At 69.3% G+C, this 14266-nt stretch carries 12 protein-coding genes and 1 tRNA gene; 4 read left to right on the forward strand and 9 right to left on the reverse strand.

What is annotated here, in order from left to right:
* Positions 1 to 50: 50 nt before the first annotated feature.
* The 7 genes from Sp245p_RS11360 to epsC form a co-directional block, all read right to left on the reverse strand.
* Positions 51 to 125: transfer RNA gene (locus Sp245p_RS11360), tRNA-Met, on the reverse strand.
* Between the two features lie 131 nt (positions 126 to 256).
* Positions 257 to 1390, reverse strand: a complete 1134-nt coding sequence (gene mnmA, locus Sp245p_RS11365) for a tRNA 2-thiouridine(34) synthase MnmA (RefSeq protein WP_109138511.1) — start codon at positions 1388 to 1390, stop codon at positions 257 to 259.
* Positions 1391 to 1528: 138 nt separating this feature from the next.
* Entirely contained in the window at positions 1529 to 1858 is a 330-nt protein-coding gene (locus Sp245p_RS11370) for a ferredoxin family 2Fe-2S iron-sulfur cluster binding protein (RefSeq protein ID WP_035672428.1), read from the reverse strand.
* Positions 1859 to 1904: 46 nt separating this feature from the next.
* Positions 1905 to 2570, reverse strand: a complete 666-nt coding sequence (locus tag Sp245p_RS11375; protein WP_014239838.1) for a molecular chaperone DnaJ — start codon at positions 2568 to 2570, stop codon at positions 1905 to 1907.
* 144 nt (positions 2571 to 2714) lie between these two features.
* Positions 2715 to 3827: a cysteine desulfurase family protein gene (locus tag Sp245p_RS11380; RefSeq protein WP_014239837.1), complete on the reverse strand. Its 1113-nt coding sequence runs from the start codon at positions 3825 to 3827 to the stop codon at positions 2715 to 2717.
* A gap of 27 nt (positions 3828 to 3854) precedes the next feature.
* Positions 3855 to 4337, reverse strand: a complete 483-nt coding sequence (locus Sp245p_RS11385; protein ID WP_014239836.1) for an Rrf2 family transcriptional regulator — start codon at positions 4335 to 4337, stop codon at positions 3855 to 3857.
* 77 nt (positions 4338 to 4414) lie between these two features.
* Entirely contained in the window at positions 4415 to 5188 is a 774-nt protein-coding gene (gene epsC, locus Sp245p_RS11390; protein WP_109138512.1) for a serine O-acetyltransferase EpsC, read from the reverse strand.
* Between the two features lie 265 nt (positions 5189 to 5453).
* On the opposite strand from epsC, the gene Sp245p_RS11395 reads away from it, so the two are divergent.
* Complete coding sequence (locus Sp245p_RS11395) at positions 5454 to 6116, forward strand: alpha/beta hydrolase (protein WP_014239834.1); 663 nt, start codon at positions 5454 to 5456, stop codon at positions 6114 to 6116.
* Between the two features lie 5 nt (positions 6117 to 6121).
* Positions 6122 to 6265: a hypothetical protein gene (locus Sp245p_RS34875; protein WP_158310390.1), complete on the forward strand. Its 144-nt coding sequence runs from the start codon at positions 6122 to 6124 to the stop codon at positions 6263 to 6265.
* Between the two features lie 9 nt (positions 6266 to 6274).
* Here Sp245p_RS34875 and Sp245p_RS11400 read toward each other — a convergent pair whose 3' ends face one another.
* Positions 6275 to 7339, reverse strand: coding sequence for an anhydro-N-acetylmuramic acid kinase (locus Sp245p_RS11400; RefSeq protein ID WP_014239833.1), 1065 nt, complete (start codon positions 7337 to 7339; stop codon positions 6275 to 6277).
* Between the two features lie 121 nt (positions 7340 to 7460).
* On the opposite strand from Sp245p_RS11400, the gene tyrS reads away from it, so the two are divergent.
* On the forward strand, positions 7461 to 8714 hold the full coding sequence (gene tyrS, locus Sp245p_RS11405; protein WP_014239832.1) for a tyrosine--tRNA ligase: 1254 nt from the start codon (positions 7461 to 7463) through the stop codon (positions 8712 to 8714).
* A gap of 210 nt (positions 8715 to 8924) precedes the next feature.
* Entirely contained in the window at positions 8925 to 10526 is a 1602-nt protein-coding gene (locus Sp245p_RS36250; protein ID WP_109138513.1) for a Calx-beta domain-containing protein, read from the forward strand.
* A gap of 68 nt (positions 10527 to 10594) precedes the next feature.
* Here the strand turns inward: Sp245p_RS36250 and Sp245p_RS11415 are convergent, their stop codons facing one another.
* The gene (locus Sp245p_RS11415; protein ID WP_014239830.1) at positions 10595 to 14227 is read right to left on the reverse strand and encodes a YhdP family protein; all 3633 of its coding nucleotides are present in this window, start codon (positions 14225 to 14227) and stop codon (positions 10595 to 10597) included.
* Between the last annotated feature and the right edge of the window lie 39 nt (positions 14228 to 14266).

Genomic DNA, 14266 nt, shown 5'->3' on the forward strand with positions numbered 1-14266 from the left:
TGAACAAATGAAAAACCCTTGATCTCCGCAAGGAAATCAAGGGTTTAAGATGGTAGCAGCGGAGGGATTTGAACCCCCGACCAAGGGATTATGATTCCCCTGCTCTACCACTGAGCTACGCTGCCATCGTGCTTACCATCATCTCCCGGCGCGGTCCGTGTCGGTGTTGTCCGCCGCGGTTCGTGCCGGGGCCGCTTATGTATTCCAGGGGGGCCGGGGTGTCAACGCTGAAATTTCACTTTTTGCGAAGTTTTCGTCAGCCCTCCGTTCCGGCGATCCAGCCGCCGCCCAGCACCCGGTCGCCTTGGTAGACGACGCAGGCTTGGCCGGGCGCCACGCCGTATTGCGGCTCGTGCAGTTCGGCCTGCGCGGTGCCGTCCGCACCCAGCCGCCACACCGCCGGGGCCGGCGGCTGGGCGGAGCGGAGCTTCACCTCGACCTCCAGCCCCTCGCCGGGGGTCAGGGCGGGGCCGAGCCAGTTGACCTCGCGGATCGTCACCACGCGGCGCGCCAGATCGCGGCGCGGGCCGACGACGACGCGGCGCTGGCCGGGCTCCAGGCGGACGACGAACAGCGGCTCCTCCTCGCCCCGGATGCCGCCAATGCCCAGCCCCTTGCGCTGGCCCACCGTGTAATGGACCACGCCGCGGTGGCGGCCCAGGACGCGCCCGTCGACATGGACGATGTCACCGGGCTCGACCGAGCCGGGGCGCAGCTTGGCCACCACGTCGGCGTAGGAGCCGTTGGGGACGAAGCAGATGTCCTGGCTGTCCGGCTTGGCCGCCACCTCCAGCCCGTGGCGCTCGGCCAGGGCGCGGGTCTCCGGCTTGGTCAGGCCGCCCAGCGGGAAGCGCAGGAACTCCAGCTGCTCGCGCGTCGTGGCGAACAGGAAATAGCTCTGGTCGCGGCCGGGATCGATGGCGCGGTGCAGCTCCGCCCCCGCCGCCCCCTGGACGCGGCGCACGTAATGGCCGGTCGCCAGCGCGTCGGCGCCGAGGTCGCGGGCGGTGTTCAGCAGGTCGCGGAACTTGACCCGCTGGTTGCAGCGCACGCAGGGGATCGGCGTCTCGCCGCGCAGATAGGTGTCGGCGAAGTCGTCGATCACGTCCTGGGAGAACTTGCCCTCGTAATCCAGCACATAATGCGGGATGCCGATGCGGTCGGCCACCTGACGGGCGTCGTAGATGTCCTGCCCGGCGCAGCAGGCGCCCGGCTTCTGCAGGGCGATGCCGTGGTCGTAGAGCTGCAGCGTGATGCCAACCACGTCGTAGCCCTCCTCCCGCAGGACGGCGGCGGTGACGGAGGAATCGACGCCGCCGGACATGGCGACGACCACGCGGGTGTCCTGGGGACGCTTGGCGATGCCGAGGGAATTGGCGTAGGAGATCATGGCGCCCTATATGGGCTGGTTCCCAAAAAATTCACCACCGGAGAACCGGGGGCGCCGCGCCCGCGAGCGGGCTGGCGCGCCGGTTCCCCGGTGGCGGGTGCGGACCGCGGCGGCCCCGCAAGGCGCCGCGGCGGTAGGTCAGCGCATGGCGTTGTTGGTGCCGCCGGGAAGGCGCACGGCCAGACCGTCCAGTTCCTCGCTGATGATGATCTGGCAGCCCAGGCGCGAGGTCTTGGTCAGGCCGAAGGCGAGGTCGAGCATGTCCTCCTCGTCCTCCGAGGCCTCGTTCAGAACGTCGAACCACTCCGGCTCCACGATGACGTGGCAGGTCGAGCAGGCAAGCGAGCCCTCGCAGGCGCCTTCCAGGTCCAGGCCGTGCTTGTGCGCGACCTCGAGCACGGACAGGCCGAGCGGGGCGTCCACCTCGTGGCGGGTGCCGTTCGGCTCGATGAAGGTCATCTTGGGCATTGGGGTGCTCTCCTGAACAAAGGCGTCGGTGTGCGAGTGGCGATGGTTAGAGTGTCTTCGGAGCAAGGCCGGAGCGCCGCGTCCGGGATTCGGCCGCCAGCGCCTCCAACCGCTCCAGCCGCGCAAGGATGCGCGCGGCGTTGTCGGTCTGCCCGTTGCGGAAGGCAATGGCAAGATACTTGATGCAACTTTCCACGCGCTGCCCGATGTCCTGGGCCAGCCGGTCCACCGCGGCGGCGTCCGGGGCGCCATTCAGCCGGTCCGCCAGCGCCGTCACCTCCTCGTCCTCCTCCGCGGTCAACGCGGCGGCGGGAGCGTCCAGCAGGTCCAACAGATAGCGGGCGCGGCGCACCGGGTCGCGCAGCGTCTCATGGGCTTCGCCCAGCGCGTCGGCCTGGGCGCGGGCGTTGGCCTGCTGCCGCGCGCCGCGCGCCGCGAAGCGCTCCGGGTCCATGGCGCGGGAGAAGCCGGCGTGCTGGCGGGCCAAAGCCTCCGGCTCGATGTCGAAGCGGCGCTCCAGACCCAGCCGGGAGAAATGGTCGAGCGGGCGCGGCGCCTGCACCGCCCCGCAGGAATGGCAGAACATCGCGCGCGCCGCGACCGAACGGCCGCACAGCCAGCACGGCTCCAGATCGCCGTCGATGGTCCCGGCGATGCCCTTGGGAGACTCTCCCTTGGGAAAGCGCGGCGGGCCGGAATCGGATGTCGTCATGCTTGCCGTCCGTTGAAACGCTGCACAGGTCGGCCGTGAGGGCGGCGGGTCGCCGCCGTCCCTTCGGCCGGGTGATACCCAGAAGCGGGGCGCCGCGCAACCTTACACGGCCCGCGGCGGGAGGTGGAGGTCATGGAGAGGCGATTACGCCGCAGGGGCACGGGCCAGCCTTGCCGCCATCGCGGCGTAGGCGGCGGAGAAACGCTCCACCGCCGCGCCGTCGCTGTCCCAGCCCAGGCTGATCCGGATGGCGCAGGCGGCGTCCCCGGCGCTCTCGCCCATGGCCGCCAGGACGTGGGACGGCTTCACCTTGCCGCTGGAGCAGGCCGAACCGGCGCTGACTGCCACCCCGGCGAGGTCCAGCGCCATCACCTGCGTCTCCCCCGCCACGCCGGGCAGCAGCAGGTTGCTGGTGTTGCCGACCCGCGCCGCGCCGGCCCCCATCACCCGCGCGGCCGGAACGGCGGCGAGCGCCGACGCCTCCAGCGCGTCGCGCAGGGCGGTCAGGCGGGCGCTGTCGGGCAACTCCTCCCGCGCGAGGCGGGCGGCGGCGCCGAAGCCGGCGATGCCGACGACATTCTCGGTCCCGGCGCGGCGGCGCTTCTCCTGCCCGCCGCCGCGGATCAGCGCCTCCGGCTCCAGCCCGTCGGCGAGGATCAGGGCGCCCACGCCGGCGGGGCCGCCGATCTTGTGAGCCGACAGGGTCAGCAGGTCGGCGCCGAGCGTCGCAAGGTCGAGGGGCAGCCGCCCGGCGGCCTGCACCGCGTCGCAATGGACCAGCGCGCCGCGCGCGTGGGCGAGCCGCGCCGCCTCGGCCACCGGCTGGATCACGCCGGTCTCGTTGTTGGCGAGCATCAGGGAAACGAGCACGGGACCGTCTGCGTCGGCGAGCCGGCGGTCGAGCGCGGCCATATCGGCGACGCCGTCGCGGTCCACCGGGACGCGGGCGGCGCCGGGCACCGCCTCCAGCACCGAGTCATGCTCGATCGCTGAGGTGACCACCGTCCGGCCGGGAAAGCCGCGCAGCGCCAGATTGTTGGCTTCCGTCCCGCTTCCGGTGAAGAAGACCTGGGCGGGCCGCACCCCGGCCAGGGCGGCGACCTGGGCGCGCGCCTCCTCCACCGCGCGGCGGACCGTGCGGCCGAAGCCGTGCACCGAGGACGGGTTGCCGGCGAGATCCATGGCCTGGATCATCGCCGTCTTCACCGCCGGCTTCAGAGGCGCCGAGGCGTTGTGGTCGAGATAGACGCGGGTCATCGGAACGAAGGGCCGGAGGGCGCTCCCTTACTCCGCCGCGACCGCAGCGCCCTCGTCCGCCGGCTGCGGGCCGCGGATGGTCAGGCTGCTGGTGCCGATGATCCGCCGCTCCACCACGTCCGCCACCGTGACCGAGCTGAGATACATGTGGATCTGGTTGCCCAGCTCCTCCCACAGGTCGTGGGTCAGGCAGCGCGAGCGGTTGGTGCGGCAACCCTGCGGCGTGCCGTTGGCGCAGCGCGTCGTGCGGATCGGCTCGTCCACCGCCAGGATGATGTCGGACACGCGGGTTGCGTCCGCCGGATGGGCCAGCAGATAACCGCCGCCGGGACCGCGCACGCTCTTGACCAGACCGCCCTTGCGCAGCTTGGCGAACAGCTGCTCCAGATAGGAGAGCGAAATCTCCTGCCGGTCGGCGATGTCGGCAAGGGCGACGGGGCTCCCCTGGCTGGTGGCAGCAAGATCGACCATGGCCATGACGGCATAGCGTCCCTTGGTGCTGAGTCTCATTTTACCCTCCTTACCCTTCCTTCACCCCGGCCCGACCGTCCAGCGGATCGGCGCCAAGCCTCGTGTTTGTGTTTGGTTCAACAGGACGCCGCCGGACCGCCGTCGACGGACACCGGCTGGCGCACCCCATTGTCGGGCCGGGCGCTCCCGTTGGGAACGCCCGATGTTTCGTATACGGATGAATTATGCGCGTCCCCGCGCTCCGATTCCAGTTCCTCGACGCGCCGGCGCAGGGTCGATACCTGATCGAGCAGGCCGTTCAGCGCGCGCGCCACCGGATCGGGGATGTCGCCACAGGGCGTGCCGTAGGGCATGAACTTCTGCGTCTCGACGCGGTCGCGCGTCACCACCGCCTTGGCCGGGATGCCGACCACCGCGATGCCCGGCGCCACATCCGCCACCACGACGGCGTTGGCGCCGACGCGGGCTCCGCGCCCGATGGTGATGGCGCCCAGCACCTTGGCCCCAGCGCCGACGATCACGCCGCTTTCCAGCGTGGGATGGCGCTTGCCCTGGTTCAGCGAGGTGCCGCCCAGCGTAACCCCATGATAGAGCATCACGTCGTCGCCGATCTCGGCGGTCTCGCCGATGACGACGCCCATGCCGTGGTCGATGAAGAAGCGGCGCCCGATGGTCGCCCCCGGATGGATCTCGATCCCGGTCAGCGCGCGGGCGATCTGCGAGACGGCGCGCGCCATCAGGTGCCAGCGGCGATCCCAGCAATAGCGCGCGACGCGGTGCAGGACGATGGCATGGAAGCCCGGATAGCACAACGCGACCTCGGCCCGTGACCGCGCGGCCGGGTCGCGGGCCATGATACCGTCGATCTCTTCGCGAAGATGCTTGAACACCGGAACACCCGCCGTGGTATAGTCCGCCCTCTTGCCGGAAGAGGTGATCTTTCGCAAGAGCCCTCGACCCGTGCCTCGCCGGTCGCGCGGGTTGCCCTGGAAGGACGCATCGACGCATATATGATGACCAAGCAAAACGGTCAAGAATTGTGTGCGAAAAATCCATGCTTGTCCATGGGCAACCACGTCCGCTTGCCGTGGCGTCCGCTCACCGCTCCGCCGGTGGTCCGGATCACCTTATATTCGCGTCAGGATCGCCGTTCCCATGCCTGAAGTGATGATCAACGGTCCGGCCGGACGGCTGGAAGGGCGCTACACACACGGCACGATCCCCAACGCGCCGATGGCCTTGCTGCTGCATCCGCACCCGCATCACAACGGGACCATGAACAACAAGGTGGTCTTCACCCTGTTCCAGTCCTTCACGAAGCGCGGCTACTCGGCCCTGCGCTTCAATTTCCGCGGGGTCGGCCGCAGCCAGGGCACCTACGACAAGGGCGAGGGCGAGCTGGCCGATGCGGCGGCGGCGCTGGACTGGCTGCAGACCCACAACCCCAACGCCCCGGTCTGCTGGATCGCCGGGGTCTCCTTCGGGGCGTGGATCGGCATGCAGCTTCTGATGCGCCGCCCGGAGATCGACGGCTTCGTGTCCGTCTCCCCGCCGGCCAACCTGTTCGACTTCTCCTTCCTGGCGCCCTGCCCCTCCTCCGGCCTGATCATCCACGGCGACAAGGACGAGCTGGTTCCGGGGGCGGCGGTGAACAAGCTGGTGACCAAGCTGTCGCACCAGAAGGACATCCGCATCGACCACCGCGTCGTGCCCGGCGCCAACCATTTCTTCGCCAACCGCAGCGACGATCTGGCGGTGCAGGTGGACGACTATCTGGACCGTGCGATGGGCAACCCGGTCGCCGCCGTGGCGGAGTGAGCGCGATGAAGCTCCGTCGTTTTGCCTTCGTCGCCGGCCTCGCGGCGCTCCTGCTGTCCGGCTGCAGCAACGCCCAGATCGCCAGCACCTTCGGCAACTGGTGCAAGCACGCCGACAACTGCACCGACAACAGCCGGACGCGCCCGTAACCTCCGGCGTCACACCGGGTGGAAGCGCCCGCCGGTCATCGGCCGGGGCACGCCGGTCGTGGCCGGCAGGCTGAGCGGCAGGCTCTTGCGGCTGCGCACCGCCAGATAGGCGAAGGCTTCGGCCTCCAGCGCGTCGCCGTTCCAGCCCACCGCCTCCACCGGATCGACCGGCACTCCCAGCCGGTCCGCCAGCATCCCCATCAGCGTCGCGTTGTGCCGCCCGCCGCCGCAGACCAGCCAGCGCAGCGGCGCGCCCGGCAGGTGCGGGACGATGCGCGCGACCGACGCGGCGGTGAAGGCGGTCAGCGTCGCCGCTCCGTCCGCCACGGACAGCCCGCGGACGGGCGCCGGGTCGAAGGCGTCGCGGTCCAGCGACTTCGGCGCCGGAAGGTCGAAGTAGGGATGGGCGATCAGCGCCGCCAGAGCGTTCCCGTCCACCACGCCCGCCGCCGCCAGCGCACCGCCGGAATCGTAGCGGGCACCCTGGCCGGACAACACCCAGTCATCCACCAGCGCGTTGCCCGGCCCGGTGTCGCAGGCGATCACGTCGTCCGCGCCCTCGCCAATCCAGGTGACGTTGGCGACGCCGCCGATGTTCAGCACGGCCAGCGGGCGCGGCAGGGCGTCGGCCAGCGCGCGGTGGAACAGCGGCACCAGCGGGGCGCCCTGCCCGCCCGCCGCCACGTCCGCCGTGCGGAAGTCGTCGACCACGGCGATGCCGGTCGCCCGCGCCAGCCGCGCGCCGTCGCCGATCTGCCAGGTGCGGCGCTGCGCCGGGTCGTGAAAGATCGTGTGGCCGTGGAAGCCGATCAGGTCCACCGCGGCCGCCTCCATCCCGGCCTCCGCCAGCAGGCGGCGCACCGCGTCGGCGTGGGCGTCGGTCAGGGCCTGCTCCACCGCGTCCACCGGCCCTTTGCCGCCGAGGCAGGAGCGCAGGTCGGCGCGGAAGCCGTCCTCGTAGGGGATGGTGACGAAGGCCAGCGGCTCCACCCGGCTTTCGCCGTCGGTGCGGACCAGGGCCGCGTCGATGCCGTCCATGGAGGTGCCGCTCATCAGCCCGACGACCGTCTGCATGTCCTGCCTCATTCCATCGGACCTCAATCCCCTATCGACTCAGCCCCGAGAATTGTGGGGCCGCGCGTTCCATGCTAACAGACGCGACCCTGGACCCTACCACGACAGCCGGATCGCGGCCATGACGACGCTGACATCGGATTTCCTCCGCACGCTGCAGGAACGCGGCTTCATCCACCAGTGCACCGACCTCGCCGGGCTCGACGAGCGCGCGGCGAAGGGGCCGATCATCGCCTACATCGGTTTCGACTGCACGGCGGACAGCCTGCATGTGGGCAGCCTGCTGCCGATCATGATGCTGCGCTGGCTGCAGAAGACCGGCCACAAGCCGATCGTCCTGATGGGCGGCGGCACGACCAAGATCGGCGACCCGTCGGGCAAGGACGAGGCGCGCCAGCTCCTCACCGACGAGATCATCAACGCCAACATGGCGGGCATCAAGCGCATCTTCGGGCGCTACCTGTCCTTTGGCGACGGGCCGACCGACGCGGTGATGGTCAACAACGCCGACTGGCTGGACGAGCTGAAGTACATCCCGCTGCTGCGCGACATCGGGCGGCACTTCACGATCAACCGCATGATGACCTTCGAATCGGTCAAGCTGCGGCTGGATCGCGAGCAGCCGCTGACCTTCCTGGAATTCAACTACATGATTCTCCAGGCCTACGACTTCGTGGAGCTGTTCCGTCGCGAGAAATGCATGCTCCAGATGGGCGGGTCGGACCAGTGGGGCAACATCATCAACGGCGTCGAGCTGGGCCGCCGCACCGACGGGGCGGAGCTGTTCGGCCTGACCACCCCGCTGCTGACCACGTCGTCGGGCGCCAAGATGGGCAAGACCGCCGCGGGCGCGGTGTGGCTGACCGCCGACAAGCTCAGCGCCTATGATTTCTGGCAGTATTGGCGCAACACCGAGGACGCCGACGTCGGCCGCTTCCTGCGCCTCTACACCGAGCTGCCGCTGGACGAGGTGGCGCGGCTGGAGTCCCTGGAGGGCGCTGGCATCAACGAGGCCAAGAAGATCCTCGCCCACGAGGTGACCAAGCTCGCCCATGGCGAGGCGGCCGCCCTGGAGGCCGCCGAGACCGCCCGCCGCACCTTCGAGCAGGGCGCCGCCGCCGAAGGCCTGCCCAGCATCGACGTGCCGCGCGCCGAGCTTGAGGCCGGCGTCGCGCTGGTGGACCTGCTGGTCTCCGCCGGGCTGGCCGCGTCGAAGGGCGAGGCGCGCCGCCTCATCAAGGGCGCCGGCGCCAAGTTGAACGACGCCGCCATCCCCGACGAGGCCGCCAAGGCCACCGCCGCCGACCTGAACGCCGACGGCGTCATCAAGCTAAGCGCCGGCAAGAAGCGTCACGCGCTGGTCAAGGCGGTGTGAAGCCCTGCCGACGCCACGTGACGCTTCCTCTCCTCCTGGAGCGGGAGCGTCACGTGGCGGATGCCGCCGCTGGAATCATGGATGCCTCTTTCGCATCCACATCCAGGATGGAGGACCGGCATTCATCTCGCTCCAAAAAAGAACCCTGCATATCATTGACAACTCCAAATTGTTGATGTTCTATTTTTAGAACTTCGAATTGGGGGCGTTATGGCGATTTGGGTCAGTTATACACAAAGTGGCTACGAGGGAGGTGGGCAGTCGCTGGCCACCAATACCCGCCTCATCCTCAGCCGCGACGGAAACACATCCTCCCCTGCCTCCGTAAAATGGAGGATCGAGGGCACTGGCCTCAATCCGGCTGATGCCGAGGATTTTGGCGGAACATTTCCAAGCGGCACACTTGAGTTCGCCCCATTTCAAAGCGCGACTCTCGACATCCCAATTCGTGACGACGACATCATTGAACCGAATGAAGAATTTACCATTATATTTTACGATCCGATTGGCGACACGCTGGCAGATTATTTGACAAATGGCGCCATCAAGATGACGATTGCCAATGATGATGCATTGGCGTCAATAAAATCTTACAATGGAGATTCTCCGGAAGGCGATAGTGGTAAAAAATTTATTTACTTTTACATAGAGCTATCAACCAGCACAGGAAAACCCGTTTCGGTTGACTGGGCGCTAACCGGGACCGGCGCGAACCCGGTGGACGCCGCCGACTTTGGCGGCACGCTGCCGTCCGGCACCGTCACCCTCGTGGGCTGGGAGACGTCGCGGATGTTCATGGTGGAGGTTTCCGGCGACACCACGGTGGAGCCGGACGAAACCTACACGATCACCCTGTCCAACCCGAACGGCGTCGCTCTCGGCACCACCACGGCAACCGGGACCATCCGCAACGACGACACCACGCTCTCCATCGCCGCGCTGGATGCGACGAAGGCGGAAGGCAGCAGCGGCTCGACCGCCTACACCTTCGAGGTCACCCGCGCCGGAAACATCGAGGGCAATTCGACCGCCAGCTATGCGGTGACCGGGACCGGGGCGAATCCGGCGGATGCCGCCGACTTCGGCGGCACGCTGCCATCCGATACGGTCAGTTTCGCACCCGGCGAAACCCGCAAGGTCATCACCATCAACGTTTCCGGCGATTCCACCCGCGAGGGCAACGAGACCTTCGCGGTTACGCTGACGAACCTGCGATACGCGCCCATCGCGACCGCGACCGCCACCGGCACGATCGTCAACGACGACATAGAGCCGACACGCCGCCTCGCCATCACCTCCGGCGGAACAAGCCGCGAAGTCGAGATGCAGGCCTACTCCGGACCGGTGTCCTGGCTTCAGAACATGCACATCGGGGCCGACGTCAGCGAGGCCATGCACGGCACCGATCTCGCCGATTTCATCAACACCCTGGGCGGTGACGACGCGATCGACGGCGGCAAGGGCGACGATGTGCTGGACGGGGGGCTCGGCTCCAACTTCCTGACCGGCGGTTCGGGCATGGACACCTTCTTCGTGGACGGGCGTGGCAACGGCGTCACCTGGTCCACGGTGACGGACCTTGAAAAAGGGGAATGGGTCACCTGCTGGGGCTGGAAGGAGGGGACGTCCAAGCTGACCTGGGCTGAGATGGCCGGTGCGGATGGATACAAGGGGGCTACGGCACACATCGACCTGGATGCCAATGGCAGCATCGATATGAGCATGACCATCTCCTCCAAATACTCGGCCGCGGTCCTCGCCATGCCCGGGCAGGTCGGTGACGCAAGCTATCTTGCCTTCACCCTCGCCTGATCCATTTCCCAAAGCCCTCGGCCGGCCAAGGCCGGCTGAGGGGATGGTGTCGCCCTCGACCCTGCCTCCTATTTTTCGAAAGTCCCCGGCGACGGCGCTTCCTTGCCGTCGCCCCCCTCGCCCAGGAAGAACAGGTTGCGCAGGAAGCCCGGTGCCAGCATGGCGAGCGGGTTCACCGTCACGTCCGGGTCGGCCAGCGGGCCGCGGACGTGCCAGGTGGCGCTGAAGATGCCCTGCCCCTCGCCGCCGCTCAGCGCGTTGCCCAACAGCGGAATCTGACCGATCAAGCGGTTCAGTCCGTAGATGGGCACGATGGTGCCGCGCAGGTTGGCGGTGTCGGTCTCGATGTCGATTTCCCCTCCCAAGGTGAGGCCGAGCGCGGAGCCTGAGGTGCGCAGATCCTTGATCGTCAGCAGGCGCCCGTCCTTGCGGTAGTCGCTGACCGCCCGCCCGAACCGGATGCCCTTGCCACCGCCCATCAGCTCGGCGAAGCCGGAGGGGGAGATGGAGTTCAGGATACGGGCCAGGACCGGCGGGTCGACGAGAGCGTAGTCGGTCAGCTCCATCCGGCCTTCGATGGCAGCGTCAGCCCGCGGCTCGACCGTTCGGCCGGTGATGGCCAGCGCGCCGCCCTGCACCCGGTCGTTGATGTCGAGCGCGCGGAAGGTCGCGCCGGCGTCGCTGGCCGAGATGACCACGTCATAGAATCCTTGGGCGCCCGGGAGATAGCGCAGGGACACCGCACCGTCGCGCCCCGCCCGCGCCGTCACGTCGAGCCCCGTCCAGGACAGGCGGTCGCGCTTGATCCGCCCAGCCACGTCGGCCAGATGGCGGCCATCCCCGAAGACGACGCGGTTCAGCTTCAGGTCGAAATCGAGCGGCAGCGGCTTCTCGTCGGCCGGTCCCTGCTTCTTGCCGCCGGGCGGGTCGGCCTTGCCGGCCAGGACGCGGGCGTCCAGGCTCTGGCCCGTGATGGTCCCGGAATAGCCGCTCTTGCCGCCGTCATGCACCGTCACGTCGGCCTTCAGGTCGGTCTGGCCGACGGACATCTGGCTGACCACCACCTTGGTGACGGCCATGGTCTGCGGCGCGAGGTCGACGACCGCCTGGGCGCGCAGCCCCCCGGCATCGACCGACAGGCCGGTGATGCGGGTCACGCGGTCCTTCTGGAACTCCAGCGCCAGCTTGCCGGTGCCGGGAACACCGGGCTTCTTCTCCCAGCCCAGCTCGTCGATGCGCAGGTGGGTCTTTTCCAGGTTCAGCCCGGCGGTCAGGCCGAAGCGGCGGCGCTGGTCCACGGTGAACAGCACGTCCGCCCCCAGCGGCCCCGCGACATGCTCGCCGAGATCAATGCCGTGGCTGCGCAGGTCCTGGGCGTCCACGTCGCCCTTCACGGCGATGCGGGTGCGCGGCCCCTTGGCGGTGGAGGTGAACTGCTCCTTCCAGTCGATGGTGACGGGGATGCCGTCCAGTTTGGTGTTGCCCTTCACCGTCATGGCGTTCATGTCGAGCGCCAGCGTCAGGTCGCCCTCGGTCGCGGTCAGCCCGGCGGCCACCTTCTCCACCCCGACGCCGCGCAGCTTCGCCGCGACGTCCAGGTTCAGCTGCTCCACCTTCAGGTCGACCAGCAGCGGGAACTGGAAGTGGAGCTGCGCGTCCGCCTGCCCCTGGGTGCGCTTGGGGTCGAGGTCGAGGCGCCTGGGATAGCCCAGCGGCGGGCTGTCCAGAACGGTCAGGATGGTGCGCACCGGCCCGCGGACCGGGACGCGGATGTCCATGGTCTCTTTGCCGGTGTCCAGACCGCCGATGACGATCGTGCCCTCGCCGAGCTGGACGTCGTCGATGCGGCCGCCCTTGGTGTGGATGGTGAAGGTCTTGCCGTCGGTGGACACCTCCGCCGCCACGCCGGCGACCTTGGGCAGCGGGTGGAAGTAATCCACCGTCATGTCCTCGGCCTGGATGCCAGCCTGGAAATGCGTCACGTCGATCGCCGCGAGGTCGGACAGCGGCCCGCTGGCCCGGACCGTGGCCGTCGCCTCCGGCACGACGCCGCGCGAAAGGTTTTGGGTCACCCATTCCCGCGGGTTCTTCCCCACCCCGAGCGGCCACAGCCGGGGCAGTTCGTCCGCCGGCACCCGCTTGGCCGTCACGGCGGCCTCCACCGACAGGCGGGCGTCCGGCGTGCCGAACTGGGCGATGGTGGCCTTCGCGGTCCCCTCGATGGTCGGGCCGCCGAGATCGACCGCCAGCCGCTCCACCTCAAGCTGGCCGGAAGCGCGGTCCCCGGCCACCGTCAGGGCGGCGGAGGCGACGGGCAACGGCTCCGGGAACAGGTCCGGCCGGACGACGCGGCCAGCGCCGGCCCTCAGCTCCGCCCGGCCGCTGCGCGGCTGCCCGTCGGGGTCCAGATCCAGGCCGGCCGTGCCGGACAGGGGAAGCTGCGCCGCGGCGAGCGGCGCCAGCGCCGGGGCGAGCCCGGCCAGCGCAGCGGGCACCAGCCCGTCGAGCCGCGCGGCGACCGACACGCCCTTGTCGGGAACCTGCGTGCCGTCGAGGTCGAGCGAGGCCCGCGTGCCGCCCGCCGTCAGGTCGAGCCGCAGGCTGCCGTTGCGCTGTCCGCCCTGCTCCCGCAGGTTGCCCCGCCCGGCCATCGCCATCCCGTCGAACGCGAGGTCCAGCCGCTCCAGCTCGGCCCGCCGGCCCGGCACGTCCAGGCCGCCGCGCAGCCGCACCCGGTCGACGCGGTAGGGGTCGGGCCGCAGCGCGGGCAGGCTGACCTCCCCGGCACCGCCCTGCAGATCGAAGCTGAAGCGCACCGGCTCGAATCGCGAGTCCAGGGTGGCGTCGATGCGCCCGCTTAGCGGCACGGTCACCGCGGAGAGCGGTTCCAGCAACGGACCGATCTTGGCCAGCGCCGCCGGTTGCAGACCGTCGAAGCGGGTGGACAGCGCGGTTTCCGCGTCGGCCATGCGATGGACGCCCGACGCCTCCACCGCCGCCGTTCGCCCGTCGAGGTCGAGCAGCAGCTGCGCCCCGCCGACGATCTCGGTCCCGTCGCGGGTCAGCACGATGTCGGCGCGGTTGGCATGCCAGGACAGGCCCAGCATGCGGTTCGTCACCGTCAGGTCGGCGCCGATGATGGTCAACCGCCGCAGCAGGCCCAGCGGGCGGGCGATGTCCGGGGGCTGCATCAGGGTGGAGACGATCTCCCCCGCGAAATCGGGGCCGCCGCCCGGCTCGTCCTTCTCCGGCTCGCCGGGAGACGGAAGCGAGCGCACGTCGAAATCCAGGCTGCCATCGGCCCGGCGCACCACTTGGAGGCGCGGCCGCACGAGGTCGAGCCGGGTCGGCGACAGCTTGCCCTGGAACAGCGCGCGCACGGAAAAGCCGACGCCCAGCTCCGGCACCGCTGCAAGCTCGTCTCCCTCGGCGTTGACCGCGTGCACGTCGATGGCCCGCAGGTCCAGCCGGGTCAGCCCGTCGCTCTCCTCCTCGTCCACCCAGGACAGGACGAGCTGGCCGACATCGACGCGGTAGCGGCCCTGCGGGTCGCTCAGCGCCCGCTCCACATAGGGGGTCAGCGGGTCGAGCGCGATCGGCCCCTGGGCCAGCCGCCAAGCGAACAGCCCACCCGCAACGCCGCCGACGACGACCGCGCCCGCGGTGGTCCAGGCGAGAAGCTTCGCGGTGCGCCGGATCACGGTCGGTGTCCCGGCGACGGTGCCCGCGCGTTGTCACAG

It is taken from the genome of Azospirillum baldaniorum (genome assembly GCF_003119195.2).
Lineage (GTDB): Bacteria > Pseudomonadota > Alphaproteobacteria > Azospirillales > Azospirillaceae > Azospirillum > Azospirillum baldaniorum.